The organism is bacterium (assembly GCA_028820935.1).
Lineage (GTDB): Bacteria > Actinomycetota > Acidimicrobiia > Spongiisociales > Spongiisociaceae > Spongiisocius.
Genome location: JAPPHZ010000045.1, coordinates 184,069 through 204,319, shown reverse-complemented (window position 1 = coordinate 204,319; position 20,251 = coordinate 184,069). Strand labels below are relative to the sequence as shown.

Sequence of the window (20,251 nt, the reverse complement as noted above, 5' to 3'; positions counted from 1 at the left end):
TCCCCCAGCCACCACCTCCTTCGGTCCGTGCGCGTTCCGCTATCCCCTGGCGGGTCCGCTCCCGAATTGATCCCGGTTCCGGTTCCCTCGACGTCGAAAGCAAGAAACCGGTGGTGCTTGTGACTGCCGGGCATTATGCGGCGGGTTCGTGACATGTTCAACCCCCTTGTTGGGTGCCGCGCCCGGGACACCTGCCACGGTCACGGGTCGTAGAACACGGTGAACCAAAGATACGGGGCGCTAGGTGGTCGGCTCCTCGCCGGCCTCGCCGTCCACGGCCTCGCCTTCGACGGCCTCGCCTTCCTCGGTCTCGCCTTCCTCCACCGGCACTTCGGCGTTCGGGTCGATGGGCAGGGTGGTGGGGTAGCCGTCCGGGAAGTCGGGATGGGCCGGGCATGGATCCCCGGTGTAGTCCTCCGCATCCTCCGGCAGCTGGCACGGATGGACCTCGAACCGGTGCGCCCAGGGCCGGTAGCGAACCTTCCACTCCTCGTGGGAGGTGGTGCCATCGGTGAAGGAGATGTCCCTCGTGACGTTGACGCTCCATCCGTCAGCGCCCTGCTGGACCTCCATCGCCGGGTCCCAGGGCATGACCTCGGGGTTCGGGACGAACTCGGTGGGATAGGGGACCGGTTCGTAGGGCTCCGACACCCACGCCGTCACCTCCCGATCCGAGTTGTTGCCGTAGAACCTGACGGTGATCGAGGTCCTGGTGTACGACGTCTTGATGACGAGAGGCACATCGGTGTCGTTGCGGAACACCAGGTCGGGCACCGGCCAGCTGACCGTGGCCTCGATGCCCATCGGGTAGCGCGAGAACCAGTAGCTGTGGGGCTTGTGGTCGATGACCTCCAGCCCGGCCCAGAACACCGCGTTGTAGAAGGTGCTGGCGAACTGGCTGACTCCGCCCCCCACCTGGTCTTCGATCTCTCCCCGGATGATGGTGGGAGCGGGCAGGAAGCCCCGTTCCAGGGTTCGCTCGCCGACCGCCTCGTTGAGCGACAGGGTTTCCCCCGGCAAGACGTTGACGTTGTCCATGACATCGGCGAACAGATGGATGTTCTGGACCCTCGGCTGGCAGCAGTTGTGCTTGGTGGTGAACTCGCTGATCAGGCTGATGGGACCCATGGCGGCCAGGTCCTCGGCGGATATCTCGGGCTCCACGCCGGTCTGGAGGGGCAGGGTGGACTGGCGCGACTCCCGCCGGGTCGCCTGGGTGATCGCCCTTATGACCAGATCGACATCCAGGAGAGCGCCCGAGAAGCCGGGAACGTACGTGATCGTCTCCTGGTCGTCGATCAGGATGTAGGCGTTGCGCGGCGGCGCTTCGAACCCCGTCCGGAGGGGGTTCAGATACTCGTTGATCACATCCCGATCGAAGGCGACCCGGAGACCCGGGGCCGGGTCGTTCACGACCTCCGTGGTGAGGGCGCGGCCCAGCTGGCCGACATCGAGATGGAGGGTGGCGGCGGGATCGCTGCGGGTCAGGGTGACCGGTCCCGCCAGCAGCACGGAGGCTTCTGCCAGCGCCGCGTCCACCGCGGCCCTGGGCAGGACGGGTTGCACCTCGACCGTCGGCAACCGCACCGCGTCGGCACGGGGCTGGCCGAGCAGCGCATCGACGATCTGGTTACGCGCCGCGGCCCGATCGATCACGAAGCCGGTTCGGGGGTAGCGGGCCACGGGACCCGAACCGCGGATGTCGACACCTCCCTCGTCCGGTGCCACCAGGGCCGATTCGTAGAGGTCCAGCAGTCCATCGAGCGCCGTCTCGTCGATGGTTCCCGAGATCGACCAGGGCAGGCCGGCCCCCGAATCGTCCCCCCGGCGCCGGAGGTCCTCGAGAATCGCATCCAGCGAGCGGTCCGCCAGCGCCGTGTCGAGCGTGGCGTTCTCATCCAGGTCGAAGCCGATGGCCGCCGGGAGCAGGCTGAAGCTCGACTCGCTCACCTCGATGCGGATCGGGGTGAGCGCCAGACTGTTCTCCAGGTCGGTCAGCGCGGATATCGCTTCCATGCGGGAGGGGTCGAGTCGGGTGGTTGCGGTACCGCCGCTACCCGGTGTGGTGCCGGCGCCGTCCTGGTTCATGATCACGACGACGAGGACCCCCAGAGCGAGGATCGGTACTCCCAGGAAGAGGACTAGACGGCGCGAACCGGACATGGGGACTCATTGCCAACCACCGCGCCGGATGTTACCCGTCATCCGGGCCTTTTCTGGGAATGTCGTCGGGTCCGGACCGCTCCGTGGACCCGGGCTTCAGCACCCGGAGGTGGTCGGGGCGGGCGGCGACCGAGAACCTCACCGGGGATCTCAGCAACTCGCCGTCAGCCTGCGCGGGGAACCCGCCGGGCGCGGACACCTCCACCGAGGTGACGCCGGTCCAGACCTCGAATCCGTCGGCGCCGGATAGCCCCGCGCCGGTGACGATCCGCCGCAGGATCGAGACCAGGCGTCGCCTTGGCAGCTCGCGGGCCACGAGCACGGACAGCGTGCCGGCCTCGTGAGTTCCGAAGCGGACGGGGATGCGCCCGAAGTAGGTGTAGCGGTCGTACAGGCTGACGAACACGGCCACCGCCTCGGCCGACCGGTCCCGTGCCGTCACCTCCAGGTCCGGAGACCGCTCGGAGAACCCCGTCCAGGCGACCGAGGCGGCCGAGCGGGCGTAGTGCAGCCCGGAGAAGCGATACTTGCGATGAGGCTCCTGCTCGGCCCGCTCCACGACGGCGGCGTCGAACCCGGCGCCGCACGAGAACGTGGCCAGCCGGCTCTCCACGCCCGATTCCCCGTGGTCGAGGGTGAGCATGGCGGTCGGCACGGTCTCCACCGGGGGCTGATCGCAGATGAACTCGGTGGCGGCCCGGGGTTTGCGGGGTAGGCCCAGTATCCGGGCGAGCACGTTGGTGGTGCCGGCCGGGATGATCCCGAGAGCGGTGCCGGTCCCGGCCAGGCCGTTGGCGATGTGGTGGACCACGCCGTCCCCGCCCATCGCCACCACCACGTCGAACCGGTCGGCGGCGGCGGCCGCGCTGATCGATCGGGCCTCGGCGGTGCTCTTCGGCCACTCGGTCTCGACCTCGTAGCTCTCCCGGAGCCGGGCGACCACCGATCGGTGGAGCCCGCCGGTGAACCCGGAGGCGGAGGGATTGGTGCACAGCAGGATCCGCGCCATCCGGCCAGGTTAGGAAGTGCTGGAGGGGACGGGGTTGTCGGCGCACGGAAGCTTCGGCCGGCACACCCGTCTCCGGCTGTCGGGCCAACCCGACACCCTTGGTTGCCTCCGGGCGTCCTGACTCGGTGGTTCGTGATCCATACCCGAGACGGCGAGAACGCGAAAATCGCGCGAACGCGGCCCAACCCCGCGGGCCCATCCCCCAGCCACCACCTCCTTTGGTCCGAACGCGGTCCGCTATCCCCCGGCGGGTCCGCTCCCGAATTGATCCCGGTTCCGGTTCCCTCGACGTCGTGAAGCAAGAAACCGGTGGTGTTTGTGACTGCCGGGCAGTATGCGGCGGGTCTGTGACGTGTTCAACCCCCTTGTTCGCGCGAAGGGCCCGTTCCGCCCACGACGGGCGGAGGTCGCGGAACGCGACGATCTGGCTCGAGATGCGGGGAGTTAGGGCCGTATCGCCTGCTTGCCGGCTGGTCGGGAGCGGGTCGCTACCGCGGCTGTGCCGTCCGCGTTGGTATTCTGAGAGGCACAGCCCGATCCCGAGAACGGAAACGCGCGCCCATGGAAGTGATACATCCGGCCGACCTCGACGAGGCCGCCGGTGCGCTTGCCGCCCATCCCGAAGCCGTGCTGCTGGCGGGGGGGACCGACCTGATGGTGGAGGTCAACTTCGACCAGATCCGCCCGGAGACGGTGGTGGCGTTGCGGAGGCTGGATGACATCCAGGACGTCTCCCGGCGCCGCATCGGGGCGGGCGTGACCTTCCGGCGTCTCGAGTCGGGTGACCACAACGCCTTGGCGCAGCTGGCCCGCACCATCGGCTCTCCGCAGATCAGGGCGGCGGGGACCATCGGTGGCAACATCGCCACCGCCAGCCCGGCCGGCGATTCGCTGCCCTTCCTGGCCGGCCTGGACGCCGAGATCGAGCTTCACTCCACATCGGGAACGCGCCGGCTGCCCTGGGACGAGTTCTTCACCGGTGTGAAGCGGACGGCCCGGCGGCCCGACGAGCTGATCACCGCGGCGGTACTACCCGAGGACCTCCCCGACTTCCAGGAGTTCGCCAAGATCGGCCAGCGCAGCGCCATGGTCATCTCCATCGTGGCCGCCTGCGTCTTCAGGTGGCGTGACGGCCGCACCCGCGTGGCGCTCGGCTCCGTGGGCCCCACCCCGATCCGGGCCCGGCGGGCCGAGGAGATGATCTCGGAGGAAGCCGATCCCGGCCCGGCGGCGCTCGAGGAGTTCGCCCGGTTGGTGTCGGAGGAGGTGACTCCGATCACGGATCATCGGGGAACCAGCGACTACCGGCGTCACGCCTCGGGCGTGCTGGCCCGTCGCCTACTCGAAAGGTGCCTGTCGTCATGAGGGTGCAGATGACCGTGAACGGCGAGGCGCGGGTGTGCGATGTGAAGGGCTCCGAGAGCCTGCTGTTCGCCCTCCGCGAGTACCTGCAACTGACCGGCTCCAAGGGGGCCTGCGAGCAGGGGGAGTGCGGATCGTGCTCGGTGATGCTGGACGGAGAGCTGGTGTGTGCCTGCCTGGTCATGGCCGCGGACGCCCACGGGTCGGAGGTGGTGACCGTGGAGGGCCTGGGAGGGTCCGAACTCCATCCCGTGCAGAAGGCCCTGGTGGACTCCGGAGCGGTGCAGTGCGGGTTCTGCACCCCGGGTTTCGTGGTGGCGGCGGCGGCGCTCCTCGAGGAGAACCCGACCCCCTCGTCCGATGAGATGCGCGAGGCCCTGGCCGGCAACATCTGCCGCTGCACCGGTTACGGCGCCATTCTCCGCGGCCTCGAGACGCTGGTGGCGGGCCGATGACCACCCGGGTGAGGACCCGCACCGTCCGGGACGGCGTCGGCGAGTCGACCTCCCGCACCGACGGGATCCCCAAGGTGGACGGCACCTACCTCTACTCGGGCGATCTCTACATGGACCGCATGCTCTTCGGCGCCACCCTCCGGAGCCCCCATCCCAAGGCGAGGATCACCAGGCTGGACATCGGCCCGGCCGTGGCCATGACAGGCGTCCACGCCGTCCTGGTCGGCGACGATGTCCCGGGCCTCAATGCCTTCGGTCTGGAGTCCGCGGACCAGCCGATCCTCGCCACGGATCTGGTCGAGTACTGGGGCCAGGCGGTGGCGGTGGTCGCGGCCGACGATCCCGAGACCGCCCGCCTGGCGGTGGAAGCCATCGAGATCGAGTACGAGGTGCTGGAGCCGCTCACCGACCCGGAGGAGGCCGACCGCCGGGATTCCGTGTTCCACCGGGCCAGGTGCCGGCGAGGCCCCCAGGATGCGTCCGGCGCCGTGGTCGTGGAGGGCTACTACGAGGTGGGGATGCAGGACCAGGCCCCGCTCGGCACCGAGTCCGGCCTGGCGATCCCCGACGGGCAGGGCGGCGTCGATCTCCACATCGCCACCCAGTGGACCCACGTAGACCGCGACCAGATCGTGGCAGGCCTGGGTGTGGACGAGGACACGGTCCGGGTCCACCACGCCGGGGTGGGGGGCGCCTTCGGGGCGCGGGAGGATGTCAGCCTCCAGATCCACCTCTGCCTGCTCGCCCTGTACACGGGGCGGCCCGTGAAGATGGAGTACAGCCGGGCGGAGAGCTTCGTGGGCCACGTCCACCGCCATCCGGCCCAACTCTGGATGCGCCACGAGGCCGACCCCGACGGAACCCTCCGGCGTATCGAGGCGAGGATCATCATCGACGGGGGCGCCTACCGCTCGACCAGCGATTCGGTGGTGGGCAACGCCGTCTACCACGCCGCCGGTCCCTACCGGTGCGACTCGGTGTCGGTGGAGGGGGTGGCAGTGCGGACCAACAACCCGCCCTGCGGTGCCATGCGGGGCTTCGGCGCGGTGCAGGCCTGCTTCGGTCACGAGGCACAGATGGACAAGCTGGCGGATGCGCTCGGCATGGACCGGGTCGAGTTCAGGATCCGCAACGCCGTGGGCCGCGGGGACCCGCTGGCCACCTCCGGGCAGGTGATCGACACCTCGGCGCCGGTCACAGAGATACTGGAGAGGCTCCGCCGCATGCCCTTGCCGGACGAGAACCGCAGCGACGACCCGCGTCTGCTCCCGGGCGGTACCGGTCTGACCACCTCCCGCCCGATGGTGAAACGGGGCGTCGGGTATGCCGTGGGGCTCAAGAACCTCTGCTTCTCCGGAGGCTTCGACGACTACGCGGAGGCCAGGGTCGCCATCACCCCGTTCGGTGTGGAGGTGCACACCGCGGCGGTCGAGGTGGGCCAGGGTCTCGGGATGGCGTGCGCGCAGATCGCCCGCACCGTCCTCGACATAGAGGACGTGGTGGTCTACTACGACGACACCTCCAAGATCGGATCGGCCGGCTCAACCTCGGCCTCCCGCCAGACCCAGATGACCGGGGGAGCGGTCATGGAGGCGGCGCGGATGGCGCGCCGGATCGCCCTGGAGCGGGGCGGGGGCGACGAACTCGACGGCGAGGGAGTCTGGAAGGACGGCATCCTCATCACCCCGATGGAGGACCTGGTCGGACGGGAGAACATCGAGTACCACACCCGGTTCCACCATCCGCAGACGGACGCGCCGGACCGCAACGGCCAGGGCGACATCCACGTGGACTTCGCCTTCGCCGCCCATCGGGCCGTGGTGGATGTGGACCGGGAACTGGGATTGTTCCGGGTGGTGCAGGTCGACACGGTCCAGGACGTGGGGTTCATGATCAACCCCCGGTCGGTGGTGGGCCAGATCGAGGGCGGGACCATGCAGGGGATCGGCCTGGCCACCCTCGAGGAGATCGTGGTGGAGGACGGCGTGATCAAGAACCCGACCTTCACCGACTACCTGCTGCCCACCTTCCTGGACGCGCCGCCTATAGAGATCGAGGTGATCGAGGAACCGAGCTCGTTCGGTCCCTACGGCGCCAAGGGAGTGGGGGAGCCGCCCACCGTCTCCTCAACGGCAGCCGTGGTCGCCGCCATCCGCGACGCCACCGGCCTGGAGCTCAACCGCACCCCCGTCCGTCCCGAACACGTCGCCCTGGCTCCCGGTGGATGATCCGCGGCATCTGTCCGCCACCTGACGAAGCGTGTTGGAGGATTCGCACAGTCTGCGCAATGGGCCGCTCTACAGGTACGTTCGGCGTGACCGGACAGCCCGAGAGGCGCGAAAGCCCCTGGTATCTCTGAAGGACTCTTAGGTACCGCAGAAGGCACCATGGCTTCTAGGTAGGCGGTCAGGCTTGTGGTCTGCTCACGCTTCTACGGGCTCAGGGTGTGGAGATCAGACGGGCTGGACTGTCGCTCCCGTGGATTCCTCGGACGGTTCGGTGGACGGTTCGGTTGGTTGGGGGGTGAAGGGGTTGTTGCCGGGTCCCCACATCTGGGGGCGGGTGGCTACTCCGTGGATGATGGTGGCGGCTTCGGCGCGGGTGGCGGGGCGGTCAGGGCAGAACATGGCGGTGTCGCATTCGCCGATGACCTCGAAGTCGGCCAGCCAGGCCACTCCGGTGGCGTGGGTGCTGGTGGGTTTGACGTCGCTGTAGCGGTCTTGGCGGCCCTGGTGGACAGCTTGCACGTGCCGGTACATGAACGTGCCCATCTGCCCTCTCGTTACCGGATCGGTGGGGCAGAATCGCCAATCGGGATCACCTGGTTCGCCCTCGGTGCATCCCGCGGTGACACCCCGTGATACTGCCCAGCTGATCGCCTGGTCGGAGTAGGCGCCCTCGGAGACGTCGGAGAAAGCCGCAGACCCCGAATATTGGGGGGTGGGTTGTCCGGCTGCTCTCCAGAGGAAGGTGACGAACTGCTGGCGGGTGAGTACCCGGTCGGGACAGAACATGCGGGGACCGCAACCAGCGGTCACTTCGTGGGCGATCATCCACGACACGGCCTGCTCGTACCAGACCCCGGTCGCCACGTCGTCGAACCGCGCCGAAGCCTCGGAGGGTTCGGTTGGTTGCGGTTCGGCTGGTTGGGGCGTGAAGGAGTTGTTGCCGGGTCCCCACATGGCGGGGCGGGTGGCTACTCCGTGGATGATGGCCGCGGCTTCGGCGCGGGTGGCGGGGCGGTCAGGGCAGAACTGGGCGGTGTCGCATTCGCCGATGACCTGGTAGTCGGCCAGCCAGGCCACTCCGGTGGCGTGGGTGCTGGTGGGTTTGACGTCGGTGTAGCGGTCTTGGCGGCCCTGGTGGACAGCTTGCACGTGCCGGTAGAGGAACGTGCCCATTTGCCCTCTCGTTACCGGTTCGGTGGGGCAGAATCGCCAATCGGGATCACCTGGTTCGCCCTCGGTGCATCCCGCGGTGACACCCCGTGATACTGCCCAGCTGATCGCCTGGTCGGAGTAGGCGCCCTCGGAGACGTCGGAGAAAGCCGCAGACCCCGAATATTGGGGGGTGGGTTGTCCGGCTGCTCTCCAGAGGAAGGTGACGAACTGCTGGCGGGTGAGTACCCGGTCGGGACAGAACATGCGGGGACCGCAACCAGCGGTCACTTCGTGGGTGATCATCCACGACACGGCCGCTTCGTACCAGACCCCGGCCGCCACGTCGTCGAACCGCGCCGAGGCCGGCACGGGCTGCGCCACCTCCCCTTCGCCGCCTCCCCCGACAACTCCACCACCGACTCCACCACCGACTCCACCACCGACTCCACCACCGGAGGGCGTGGAGGGCGGAGGCGAGGGGGCGTTGACGGTGAGGGTGAACGTGGCGGTGGCGGCGGTGAGCGTGCCACCGCCGGTGGGGGTGCCGGTGGCGGTGACGGTGATGGTGTGGCTGCCGGACGTGGCGTTGGGCCAGGTGATGACGGCGCCCCAGTTGCCGCTGCGTGCGCTGCCGCTGTAGCTGACGGTGAGCCCGTCGGCGGACAGGGCGAAGCCGCTGGTGGGCGACGCCAGCTTGAGGCCGGCGGGCAGCGTCCCGGTGGCGGCGGTGATGGCGAGCGCGGCGGCGGTGTGGTCGTCGGCGGCGATGACGCCCAGCGGCACGCGCAGCGTCGCGCCCGCGTGGATCGTGATGTCGTCGAGGTCGCACAGCGCGAGCGCGCCCGCGGCGACGGCGGGCTGGGCGGTGTTGTCCACGGGCTGGGCGGCGAAGCTGTCGGCCGGGTTGGCGTCGTCGTCGGCGAGCCTGACGGCGGTTTGCGCCGTGGGCTTGGTGTAGGCGACGGTGATGTCGTCGTCGGTGCAGATCACCCGCTGCTCGAGCCGCAGGATGACCGTGCTGCCGCTGGCGTAGGGGGCGCTGGACAGCCGGATCTCCTGGCGGGCGGCGCCGGCGGGGGTCCGGTGCACGCTGAACGTGTCCGATGACAGGATCCCGCCGAGGGTCGTCCCCACGGCGGTTTTCACGGTCTCGTCGAAGACGACCGTCAGCGTCCTGCCGTCCACTCTCGCGCTCACGAACCTGGGCGCAGCGGCGATGCGCACCTCCTCGTCGGCGAAGGAGTCGACCTCGTCGCCGCTTGAGTCGGCGAGCTTGTCGGCGGTGCCGGTGGTGGTGGGCTTGGTGTAGCTGACCTTGATGTCGGTGTCGGTCTCGACCACCGCGGAGGCCAGCGTGAGCGTTACCACTGCGCCGCTGATCGACGGCGTGCCGGTGAGGCCGACGATCTCCTCGGCGCTGCTTTGCGGGGTCTTCTTGACCGCGAACGCGCTGTTGGCCAGGTTGGCGGCCGCGGCGAGGGTGTGGTCGAAGGTGAGCTCGAGGGCGGTGCCCTCGACGGTGGCCCCCGACAGCGACGGCGGCGTCACGTTGCGGACCGAGGCCCTGGTGAACGCCACCACCTGGTTGTTGGCGGCGTCTCGGAGCCCGCCGCTGGCCGGCGGGCTGTAGCTGAGCCTGCCCAGGGCGGTCTCGCCGGGGGGCCGTGCTGTGACCAGCCTGAGAGTCACCTTGTTGCCGCTGATGCTCACGCTGTTCGTCACGGTGGGCAGCGTCGTGTCGGCGGAGTCTTTGACCAGGAACCGCGATACGGCAGGCACCGAGCTCTCGTCGAGGGACTCGTCGAAGACGATGGTGATCACGTCGTGCTTGACCGACGCGCTCTGAGCCGAGGGCGCGGTGTCGTCGGTGACGGTGGCCTGCTGGTCGGTGAAGTCGGCCACCTCGTTGCCGTTCACGTCGGCGAGCTTGTTGGCGGTGCCCGAAGTAGGCTTGGTGTAGCTCACGGTGACGGCGGTGTCGGTGGCGAGGATCGCCGCGGCCAGCGACAGGGTCACCGTGGCGCCGCTGATCGACGGCGAGCCGGTGAGCGTGGCGGCCGTGGGGGTGCCGCCCTGGGGGGTCCTCTTGACGGCAAACGCGCCGTTGGCCAGGTTGGCGGCGGCGGCGAGCGCCTCTGTGAAAGTGATGACCACCTTGGTGCGGTCGGCGGACACCCGGGCCGACGAGAAGCCGGGCGCGGCGGTGTCGAGTTGGTTGCGCGCGTACTGGTCGGCGAAAGAGGCCGCCTCGTTGCCCGCGGTGTGGTCGCGCAGCGGCTCGGCCCCCTCCGCGGTGGGCTTCGTGTAGCCCACCAGCACCGTGTCGGCGGCGGTGGTGGCCGAGGACAGCGTGAGGGTGACCACGGCGCCGGCCACGCCCACCCCGCCGTCGGCCACCGCGCGCACTGCGCCGTTCACGGTCACCGCGAAGTCGCCCGGCGCGGGCACAGAGCCGGCGTCGAGGGCCTCGTCGAAGGTGATCGCCAGCGTGGCGCCGTTCACCGTCGCCGAGGAGAACACCGGCGCGGCGGTGTCGCGGTCCACGGCCCCGTTCACCTTGTGGCCGGTGTCCTGGCCCAGCCCGTCGTGGGCCAGGTTGGCGGCGGCGCCGGTGGCCGTGGAGGTGATCGACCCGCTGTTGGCGGTGAGGCTGTTGGCGATCACCAGCACGCCTTGCCCCGAGTTGCCCCTGCCGTCTATCTCGATGCCGAAGACCAGCTTGGTGGTGCCCGTGCCGCTCTCATAGGCCGGGAACTTGTCCGGCTTGACCCCCGTGTCGAACCTGATGGTCAGCCGGGGCGTGCCGCCGGTGGTGTCGACGGTGACGGCCTCGCTGAACGTGACCTGCACCAGGATCTTGTCACCGAACTGATAGGTCTGATCAGCGCCCGGGAACGACACGATCTCCACCCGGGTCACGCTGGCGGGGGCGGGCAGGTTGTTGGTCACCGCCACGCCGGAGAAGTTGGCCACGGCCAGGTCGTCGGTGTCGGTCAGGTTCGCGCCCGCGCCCTTGCCGTAGCTGACCGTGGCCGTGTCGCCGTGCAGCACCCGGTGCGCGGCCGACAAGGTGAGGTCCACCTTGGCGGCGTCGCCGGTGCGCAACGACGCGCCGGTCGGCACCCGGTTGCTGGTGCCGACCACGACGGTGAAGTTGGCCGCGTCGCCCACGGTCTTGATGTCCTTGTCGAAGGTGACCGTCACCGTCAGCCCGTCCGTCGACGATGTGGCGGCGCCTGTCGCCACAGCCGGGCGCAGCACCGCGTAGTCGGTGAAGCTGGCGGTCTCATCGCCGTCGCTGTCCTGGAGCGGCCCGTTGGGATCAGAGCCCGCCGCGGTCTTGTCATAGCTCACCGTCACCGCCCCCGCGCCGGGCGCGGAGGCCAGCATGAGGGTCAGGGTGCTGCCGCTGATCGCCACCGCATTCGAGGCCGCCAGGCTCTGGGTCACCGGGTCGGCGTCGCCCACCGTCAGCTTCACCGTGAACGCCCCCGACACCGGCACCGTGCTGGCCAGCGCCTCGTCGAAGGTGATCGCCAGCGACGCCCCGGTCAGCACCGCCTTCGAAGGCGACGGCGCGTCCGACACGGCGTTGGTCACCGGCCACTGCGAGGCCTCCGTGGTGGTCTCGGCTACCTGCGCCGAGTCGGCGTCCTGGAGCCGAGTGCCCGAAATCCAGGAGTAGGCCACCTTGACGGCGTCGCCGGGCTGGATCGTGCCCGCTGGCAGGCGCAGCCCGAGAACGTCCATAAGAGCTTGGGCCGTCGTCGCCAGGGTGGACGTGAGAACGCCGCTGCGCGTCACGTGCGCGATGAAATTGCCGGCGTTGTAGACCCTTGCGGGCATGGTCTTGGTGAACGTGATGGTGATGATGTTGCCGTCCTTGCTCGTGGTGGCCGACACGAACCGGGCCGGGCCGGTGTGGCCCGAGCCCGCGTCCGACCAGTCGCTGTTGCCGACGGCGTTGGTGGCGCGCACCCGCGCCTGGTAGCTGGCGCCCTGCACCAGCCCCGTCACGGTGGCGGTGGTGGCGGTGCCGCTGTGCGCGGGGTCCAGGTCCACCCAGGCGGCGTCCTCGGTGGTGCCGGGCACATTGGTGCGCCGGTACTGCACGCCGTAGCCGGTGATCGCCGAGCCACCCGTCGACGGCGCCGTCCAGCTCACCGTGATCTGGGTGCCGTCGCTGGTCGACACCGTGGGCGCGGCGGGCTTGACGGGCGCCGTGGCGGCGGCGCCGTCGTCGTCGTTCACAGTCACGCTGGCCGATCCGGCGGTGCCGGTGTCGTACGCGCCGCTGGCGGTGATAGCCACGGTGACCGAGCCGTTGGGCTCGTCGGTGGTGTCGGCCTGGGTGGTCACCGCATAGGTCTTGCTGGTCGTGCCCGAAGCGATGGTCACCGTCTTGGCGCCCTCGTCGCCCGACGCCACGAAATCGCTGCCCGCCGCCTCGGTCACCGTCACGTTCACCGTCAGATCGGCGCTGGGCGCGGGGTCGGCGGTGAGGGTGAACTGCGCCGCGGTGCCCTCGGTCACCGCCGACCCGCCGCTGATCGTCACCGTCGGCGTCGTGTCCAAAAGCTGCACCGTCACCTTGCGGCCCGGCGCGTAGCTGACGATCGCGCCCGGGGTGCCGGTCCACCGGTAGTTGCCCGCCACGTCGCCGCCGTCGTTCACCTGGCTGGCGCTGGACAGCGCGAAGGTGTGCGAGTCCACCTTGAGGGTCATGTTGGCCAGCCGCGCGGCGGGGAACGCGTTGTTGACGGTCCAGTGCAGCTTCGAGCCGGTAGGTGTGCCATCTTGGCCGCCCGACGGGCCGGCCCAACGGACCGAGCGCACCGTGTAGTCCGCGCCGCCCAGCGTGAGGCTCGTGTCGCTCAGGCTGCCGTAGTGCCCCGTCGGGGGGCAAATGGGATTGAAGTCGGCGCAGTACCCCCGGGCCTTGTTGCCCGGTTTGGGGCCCACGGTCAGCGTCGCGCACCAGGCGCTGCCCTCCTCGCACGCCGGCGCCGCGGCCACGACCGCGGCCGTCGCCGTGCTGGTGGCCGCCTCGTCGTTGCCGAGGTCGTCCCGGAACGTCACCTTCACCTTGACGGTCTTGCCCGAGTCCGCCGCCGCCAGCACATAGCTCGCCGACGTCGCGCCCGCGATGTTGGTCTCGGTCGTCCCGTCCACCCGGATCCACTGATAGCCGAAGCTCACCCCGGTCAGCCCGTCGGCGTCCGCGATCCCCGCCGTCGCAGCAGTCAAGGTGTTGCCCACCTGCGCGAACCCCGAGATCGTCGGCGCGCCCGTCGCCGCGTTGTTCGCCGCCGCCGACGGGAGCGTGCGGAAGTAATGCCACCTGCTGTGAGAGGTGTAATCGCTTGCTTTGAGCAGGATCCAGTAGTCGGAGTCGGGCATCAGATCGCTGGCGATCGTGCGGGTCCTGTTCGTGGAGATGAACGAGACCGTCACGTCCCGGCTCATGCCGGTCGAGTCGCAGATGGTGAACACGACATCGACATCCTGGGGAAAGGTGAGGGTGATCGACGTCGCGGTCACTACCACCGAGCCGCCCGAGACTTGATCGCCGCCGAAGAACGAGGCCGACCCCGCTGCCGGGCAGCCCATCGGGAGGACACCGGTGGTGTTGGTCACTGATTGGTCGGTGAAGCTGGCGGTCTCGTTGCCGGTGGCGTCGGCGAGCTTGTTGGCGGTGCCCGAGGCGGGCTTGGCGTAGCTGACCTTGACGCCGGTGTCGCCCGCCGCCACCGCATTGGCCAGCGTCAGGGTCACCGTCTTGGCGTCGATGGCCGGCGCCACGCTGCCGCTGAGCGACACGGCCTCCTCGACGCTGCCTCCCGCCGGGGTCTTCTTCACCGCGAACGCGCTGTTGGCCAGGCCCGCCGCCGCGGCCAGGTCCTCGTCGAAGGTGATCACCAGCGACGTGCCGTTCACCGACGCCGACTCGAACGAAGGCGCCGTCGTGTCGCTGGGCGCTGCCGAGTCGGTGGTGCGGATGTAGTGCCAGGCGCCAGAGTTGCCGGAGCTTTGGTTCCTGGTTGACACCCAGTAGTCGGTCTCCGCGGTCAGCGCGTCGCCGCCTTGGTCGAATCCGATCTTGGTGATGGTCGCGGTCGCGCCGGCGCTTACGGTATCGCCCCAAGGGCTGCCGGCAAAGCTGGTCGTGTAGGTGGCCGCGTCGTTCGGGTCCGGGTGGCACAGACGCAGGCTCAGATGGGAGCCGGTGAGCGAAGGGCTGGGCAGCGTATCGACGACGGTGACGGTGATCTGCGAGGCGGTCGAGGTCACTGACTCGATCCATTCCTCTCGCGTCTCCGACGCCGCGGTGCAGCCCGCCGGCAGGGTGGGCTGGGTGTTGTTGGTGACGGATTCCAAGGTGAACCCTGCGGCGGCGTTGCCGGCCGCGTCCAGGATCTCGACATTGCTGCCTCCGGCGATGTATTGCAGCTTGACGGTGTCGCCGACCTCGACGGCCTGTTTGAGGGTGACGGTGACCGTGGTGCCCGACGCGGCGGCGGCATGCGTTCGCGTGCTCGTGTGCGAGGTGCCGTTGATGGTGAGAAAAAAGCGCGATGCGTGGGGCGCGTTGGTGGTGAGGGTCTCGTTGAAGGTGATGACGAGCTGGTCGCCGTTCACGGCGGCGCTCTGGGCGACCGGCGGGGTGCTGTCGGTCTGGGCCGCGGCGGGCGGCGGCGCCAGCGCGGCGATCAGCGCCACGACGGCGAGTGCTGCTGCGGGGCGTCTGGGGGTCATCGGATGCTCCCTCCGAATCCGGCCACCAGCACGACCTGGCGGGGCCAGTCGGTGTTCGGGTCGGCGCCTTCGGGGAGCGGGGTCCACAGACGGAGCCGTCCGGCGATCTCTCCTGCGTCGGGTCCGTAGGCGGCGGCCCGCCAGTCGCCCCGGAAAGCGGCGCCGGCGGGCATCTCGGTGGGCGCGTCCTCCGGTTCGGGGCCGACCTGCAGCAGGCCCGACCAGGCGCCGTCCTCTCCGATGGGTGCGCCTTGGAGCCCGAGCGAGCGCCACCTGAGAGTCGGGCCTTCCAGGGGTTCGAGGCTGTCGGGGTCGAGCGGGACCAGCATCACGTCGGTGATCCGCCCCTCGAGGAGCGGTTCCCCGTCGATCCGGTCGAGCGTGAGGGCCAGGTCGGCGGCCAGGGCGAAGCGGCGCTGGTCCCAGAACAGATGGCCCGCTACCCGCCCGCTCCATCGGGTACCGGCCTCGGGAAGCCCCGGCGCCGGGTCGCCGAAGGACAGGCCGCCCTTGGTGGCGACGATCCGTTCGGGGAACATCCCAACCGGCGCGACCGCCCACCAGCCGTATCCCGAATGCGCCAGCCGCCGGTCGCCCGCCGCCGCGTCAGACAGCGCGAGGGCCACGTCGTGGGTGGCGTCCGGGTTGTCCCGGGGCGGGCAGCCCTCCCGCTGCCAGAGAGCCGGCCCGAGCGCGGGGTGGGCGGGATCGTCCCAGCCGGCCACGGCGTGCTCGGCCCGGTAGACGTAGTCGGCGCCGAACGGGTAGCTGGTGTGGAGGCGCAACTCCCAGCCTTCGGGGCCGGGACGCAGCAGCGCCTTGGTACCGGCCGCGGCCCGGGCCAGCGCCGGCAGCGAACGGTCGTCGGCGATCTGAGCGGCGGCGGCCTGGCGATCTTCCGGGTCGCCACCGGCGTCGAGGGCCTCTCGCACCGTGTCGCCGTCGAGGCCGGCCTCGTCGAAAAGGTCCGCCAGGGACGGCGGCTCCGGCCACTCCGGGGCCGCGGCCGGGTCACCACCCGCGCTCCAGCCCCGCCCCGGGTAGTGGGTCAGATGAGCGGCCGAGACGATCTCGGCGCGGCGCCAGGGCCGACCCTCCGACGCGTCGCCCACCCCGTCGCCGGGCCCGCAACCCTCCACCAGCGGCCCTTCACCGGTCACGGCCCGTCCCGCACCGGGCGGCCCCGCCAAATCCTCGGTGACTGCCACCCGCACCCGCAGCGCCCGCTCCGGCCACGGGATGGCCGGTTCGCCCGCCACCTCCGCCACCACCTCGAAGTCGTAGTCGCCGTACTCGGGCAACCCCGCGACGGTCCGAGAGCGGGCGTCGGGCGGGCTGCGCAGCGGACTGCAGGGAACCGCCCCCGACACCCCCAGACGCAGATGAGCAGGCGTGCGGTAGACGCAGGTGAAGGCGGTGACGCTCTCGGCTAGGGCCTCGTCCACCTCCCAGGTGAGCAACACCCCGTCGGGACCGGCCGCCGCCTCCAGGGCGGTCAGCAGCCGCCGCGACCGGAGCGGCGCGGGGACCCCGTCCACGGTGGCGCCGGTGGCGCCGGTGTCGGCGGTGGCGGGGTCATCGTCGGGCGCCCCGTCGGCTTCGGGGGCCGGTGCTGCCAGCAACTCCGCCAGCACCACGAAGGCCAACACGCCCACCACGGCCACCAAAGCGACAACCGGCGCCACACGAACGGATCGGCCCACCCGCAAACTCACCGCGGCAGGAGATCCCGGTCGGTTGGAACGGCCCCTAAATGGGGGGGGGGTGGCCTCGTTGCTTACATCACCACGACGTCTGCACCCACACATAATATGTGTAGTACGTGTGGAGAATACGCGCCACCTTCGCATAGAGTGAACATTCTATACACACAATCAGCCCGGTTAAGGCCATAGACGGCCTCGACAGCCACGATCAAGAAGCAGATAACGAACACCGGTCAACAGATAATGTAAGAATCTACACCAGACTGCTGGTTCCAAGGGGCTTCAGGAAGTCGCCGATGGCCGGCGGCCATCGACAGTTCGGGTCATCGCGCCCAACCCGGCTAGCGGTGTCCGGTTCCCGGGTCACGTCCAGAGACGGGTTACCCGATCAGCGAGGAATCACGGATCCGCGCCGAGAACCTAGAGGCCGGGCGGGCCTTCCTGGACGCGCCGCCCATAGAGATCAAGGTGATCAAGGAACCGAGTTCGTTCGGTCCCTTCGGCGCCAAGGGAGTGGGGGAGCCGCCCACCGTCTCGTCAACGGCCGCGGTGGTGGCCGCCATCCGCGAAGCCACCGGCCTGGAACTCAGCCGCACCCCTGTCAGGCCCGAACACGTCGCCATGGCGAACCACTGACCACGGGCGAGCGGCGATCGACCGAACTCCCACCGTGATCGCCGCCCGTTGCGGTGCTGGGAGCGGGTTATGTAACAGTTATGACATACTTGTTTCGCACCTATCCCCGTGCAAGAAGTTGACATAACTTCGTCCTCTCAGCTCCCTGACCAGGCGTTTCTCCCCCCGTATCGACAGTGGCTGAGCTGGAGAGGGCTCGCACAGGCAGATGCTGTATTGCCACGTGGGCCTCAAATGTGCGTTGGTTACAGTGTTTTCGGTGACAAGTTTGACAAAACGACGACCGTTCCTGGGCGGCGGTGGGAGAGTGTGCGCTGCGGTGGGGGATTCATAGTTGGTGACCACTGCGCGACGTTCGAGTGCGGTTACTCGCCGCCGCTTCTTGGCGCTGGCGGGAATGGGAGCGGCAGCAGGGATACTCCTACCCGGAGCCGTCGTTGCGCCCGCCGCTGCTCAGCGCGATGGCGTTCGCATTGCTGAGGACCATCTGATCCATCCTCGGGACGTTTGGGCTGCTGACCTGCCGCCAAAGAGGGGCATGTTGGTGGAAGCGCCGGAAGATGTGCGGTTCTTGTTGGTGCACCACAGCGCATCGTCCAATGACTACGAACCGGAGGAGTCCGTCGAGTACCTGCGTAGCTTCTACCGCTACCACAGTCCTCCGAGAGGGGCTGGCCGGACATTGCCTACAACTTCTTGGTAGATCGTTACGGGCAGGTTTTCGAGGGAAGGCAGGGGAGCATCGATTCGCCGGTGCGGGGTGATGCGACCCGCGGGAGCCAGGGCTTTGCCCTGCTCACGTGCTTCATCGGCGACCACAGCGAGGTCGCCCCCACCGAAGAGGCCCAGGCCGCCATGGTTGCTCTCCTGGCCGGGCGGCGGGTGAGTGTCCCGGGTCTCGCATCGGGGCCTCGCCCGCTGGGTTGACGAGGCGACCTGCCTCGTCCCGCATCCTCAGGTCCCGGTAAGCGACAGTTCTCCAGCCCACACCCAGGGCCCATGCGCTCAGGCGAGGCCAGAACGGTTACTGTCCATTCTCACCCGGTGGGAAGATGTGGAGTCCTTGCCCAATCAATTGTGGAGTCCTCTGGGTAGGGTTGCAGAGGCCCAGGTCTGAGGTGGTGTAGAACTCCCCACCCCCACCACCACGGTCTCTTCGGGTTCTTGGGGTGTTGAGCTCGCGGGTTAGGGGGCCTGGCCGGCGCCGTATCGGCCTGTCACCTAGGTCTCTCACCTAGCCCAGCTAGTCGTCTAGCGCGCCCATCTCATCGTGCGGTAGTCGGCGCAGAGATCTTCGACACGGGCGTAGGCCCAGTCACGGCTGCTCTTCGTCTCCTGGTAGCCCAAGTAGTCGTCGAGCATCTCTCTGAGCCCCGCTGGGCTGGTCAGCCCGGTTTCGCGCATGAGCAGGAATATGTCACTGGTGTCCGTTTCGCGTCCAGCGAGGAGCTTGAGCGTGAGCAGTGCGCGCAGGCTGAAAGATGTGACAACGAGCCGCCGCCCGGCGAAGAGAGGCGATGGGTCCGTGTCGAACCCTTCCGTGTCGATACCGAAGTGGGCGATGTCGTTGTTCAGCCAGTCGGCAGGAAGTCCTTCGTTCTTGGCGACAGCGGCCGCGGCCCGGTGTAGCTCGTCTGGGTACGAACGGTCGAACACGTCCACGTCCTCCGTGAGCCGGTGGGGATTGACTCTCATCATCCCGACACCGCCCCCAACTCGGATGTGTATGGGCGGTCCGTCTTGGAGCTGATCGTCGACAGCCTGGAGCAGTGCCAACACTCGATCCATGTGGAAGAGGGTCATGCGACTTGGCCGGTCCAGATGCCGTGCACCCGGTAGTCCATTATGTGATGCTGCGCGAACCAGACGCGATGGTATTCGCAGGCAGGCGACGCGTTGAGCCGGTCCCGCTGGTTGAGGGGCCGGCCTCCGTATATCAGGATGTCTTCGTGCCATCGGTGCCGCCACACCCAGGGCGGTATCGCGACAGCGTCGCGGTCGCATAACGCGTGGACGGTGGCAGCGATCCGGACAAGGTCCAACCGATTCGGACCGGTCGGTTCCCGTTCGCACATCGCGACCCGGTTGTCGGGCCAGTGCGCCCAGTCTTTGATGAACTGCGAAACGGGCACAACCCGGCCCCGGCCGTCTTCGCCTGTCTGGATCAGGGCAGGCAGATGCGCCGCTTCCAACACCGCGGGGCGGCCCGGCCAGACCGGAAGGGGTTCCCTACGGGCAGGGGGGGTGACGTGCCCTTCGACCACGTCGCAGACTTCGGCTATCCGGGATCGCAGCTGCGCCGCGTTGTCGCAACGCTCTGACCGGGCGGCCCACATGAGAACATCCGGGCGTACCGTCCGATGATGCTCTACGGTGGCAGCTGTTATCCGCAACGCTTCTTCCCATCCGACTTCTGGGCACGTGTCGAAGAACCGAACCGCTTCCAGGTAGGCCACCTCGACGGGGTACAGTTCCTGCCGCCGCTGGTTGGACCGCCTACGTATGACGAAGCCGGGCATTGGACGTGTTGTGGGGGGCGAACCCACCGCGGCTACACCGACCAGTTCTTCGCCGCCGTGTGTCAGCCATCCGACGGCCCGACCGGCCGCGTGGCCCGCGACACCGAACCCCGGCCCTGCGACCTTCCGCATCACTTCGTCGAACGGGGGCAGCTGCGGGCAGCCGTAGATGTCACGGGTCGGTTTCCAGTACAGGTCAGGGCCGAGCCGGTCGCACAGAGCAGCCTTGGGGCCTTTTGCTGTCTCGCGGCTCAAGAACGCGTGA

At 69.0% G+C, this 20,251-nt stretch carries 11 protein-coding genes; 5 read left to right on the top strand and 6 right to left on the bottom strand.

Annotation, left to right across the window (positions count from 1 at the left end):
- Positions 1–240: 240 nt before the first annotated feature.
- Positions 241–2,163, bottom strand: a complete 1,923-nt coding sequence (locus tag OXM57_13960; GenBank protein ID MDE0353783.1) for a VanW family protein — start codon at positions 2,161–2,163, stop codon at positions 241–243.
- A 31-nt stretch (positions 2,164–2,194) separates the two neighbouring features.
- Positions 2,195–3,172, bottom strand: a complete 978-nt coding sequence (locus tag OXM57_13955; protein ID MDE0353782.1) for a diacylglycerol kinase family protein — start codon at positions 3,170–3,172, stop codon at positions 2,195–2,197.
- Between the two features lie 561 nt (positions 3,173–3,733).
- Here OXM57_13955 and OXM57_13950 point away from each other — a divergent pair.
- From OXM57_13950 to OXM57_13940, 3 genes are read left to right on the top strand one after another with little or no spacing between them, the layout of a single operon-like run.
- Entirely contained in the window at positions 3,734–4,537 is an 804-nt protein-coding gene (locus OXM57_13950) for an FAD binding domain-containing protein (GenBank protein ID MDE0353781.1), read from the top strand.
- Positions 4,534–4,989: a (2Fe-2S)-binding protein gene (locus OXM57_13945; GenBank protein MDE0353780.1), complete on the top strand. Its 456-nt coding sequence runs from the start codon at positions 4,534–4,536 to the stop codon at positions 4,987–4,989. Before OXM57_13950 ends, OXM57_13945 begins: the two co-directional genes overlap by 4 nt.
- Positions 4,986–7,217 (top strand): molybdopterin-dependent oxidoreductase, encoded by a 2,232-nt coding sequence (locus OXM57_13940; protein MDE0353779.1) that lies wholly within the window; start codon positions 4,986–4,988, stop codon positions 7,215–7,217. Before OXM57_13945 ends, OXM57_13940 begins: the two co-directional genes overlap by 4 nt.
- Before the next feature lie 225 nt (positions 7,218–7,442).
- Here the strand turns inward: OXM57_13940 and OXM57_13935 are convergent, their stop codons facing one another.
- Complete coding sequence (locus OXM57_13935) at positions 7,443–15,125, bottom strand: SwmB domain-containing protein (GenBank protein MDE0353778.1); 7,683 nt, start codon at positions 15,123–15,125, stop codon at positions 7,443–7,445.
- Positions 15,122–16,810 (bottom strand): hypothetical protein, encoded by a 1,689-nt coding sequence (locus OXM57_13930; GenBank protein ID MDE0353777.1) that lies wholly within the window; start codon positions 16,808–16,810, stop codon positions 15,122–15,124. Before OXM57_13930 ends, OXM57_13935 begins: the two co-directional genes overlap by 4 nt.
- A gap of 489 nt (positions 16,811–17,299) precedes the next feature.
- On the opposite strand from OXM57_13930, the gene OXM57_13925 reads away from it, so the two are divergent.
- Positions 17,300–17,467 carry a hypothetical protein gene (locus tag OXM57_13925; GenBank protein ID MDE0353776.1) on the top strand — a complete coding sequence of 56 codons (168 nt, stop codon included), beginning with the start codon at positions 17,300–17,302 and terminating at the stop codon, positions 17,465–17,467.
- A gap of 696 nt (positions 17,468–18,163) precedes the next feature.
- Positions 18,164–18,394 carry a hypothetical protein gene (locus OXM57_13920; protein MDE0353775.1) on the top strand — a complete coding sequence of 77 codons (231 nt, stop codon included), beginning with the start codon at positions 18,164–18,166 and terminating at the stop codon, positions 18,392–18,394.
- A 324-nt stretch (positions 18,395–18,718) separates the two neighbouring features.
- On the opposite strand, the gene OXM57_13915 is transcribed toward OXM57_13920, so the two are convergent.
- Together OXM57_13915 and OXM57_13910 are read right to left on the bottom strand one after the other, a co-directional pair.
- Positions 18,719–19,243, bottom strand: coding sequence for a hypothetical protein (locus OXM57_13915; protein MDE0353774.1), 525 nt, complete (start codon positions 19,241–19,243; stop codon positions 18,719–18,721).
- 23 nt (positions 19,244–19,266) lie between these two features.
- The gene (locus tag OXM57_13910) at positions 19,267–20,241 is read right to left on the bottom strand and encodes a hypothetical protein (protein ID MDE0353773.1); all 975 of its coding nucleotides are present in this window, start codon (positions 20,239–20,241) and stop codon (positions 19,267–19,269) included.
- Positions 20,242–20,251: the final 10 nt, after the last annotated feature.

What these genes read in the sequence shown, in the direction of transcription:
- OXM57_13960 (MDE0353783.1), bottom strand. Translation starts at nt 2,163, where the DNA reads ATGTCCGGTTCGCGCCGTCTAGTCCTCTTCCTGGGAGTACCGATCCTC.
- OXM57_13955 (MDE0353782.1), bottom strand. Translation starts at nt 3,172, where the DNA reads ATGGCGCGGATCCTGCTGTGCACCAATCCCTCCGCCTCCGGGTTCACC.
- OXM57_13950 (MDE0353781.1), top strand. Translation starts at nt 3,734, where the DNA reads ATGGAAGTGATACATCCGGCCGACCTCGACGAGGCCGCCGGTGCGCTT.
- OXM57_13945 (MDE0353780.1), top strand. Translation starts at nt 4,534, where the DNA reads ATGAGGGTGCAGATGACCGTGAACGGCGAGGCGCGGGTGTGCGATGTG.
- OXM57_13940 (MDE0353779.1), top strand. Translation starts at nt 4,986, where the DNA reads ATGACCACCCGGGTGAGGACCCGCACCGTCCGGGACGGCGTCGGCGAG.
- OXM57_13935 (MDE0353778.1), bottom strand. Translation starts at nt 15,125, where the DNA reads ATGACCCCCAGACGCCCCGCAGCAGCACTCGCCGTCGTGGCGCTGATC.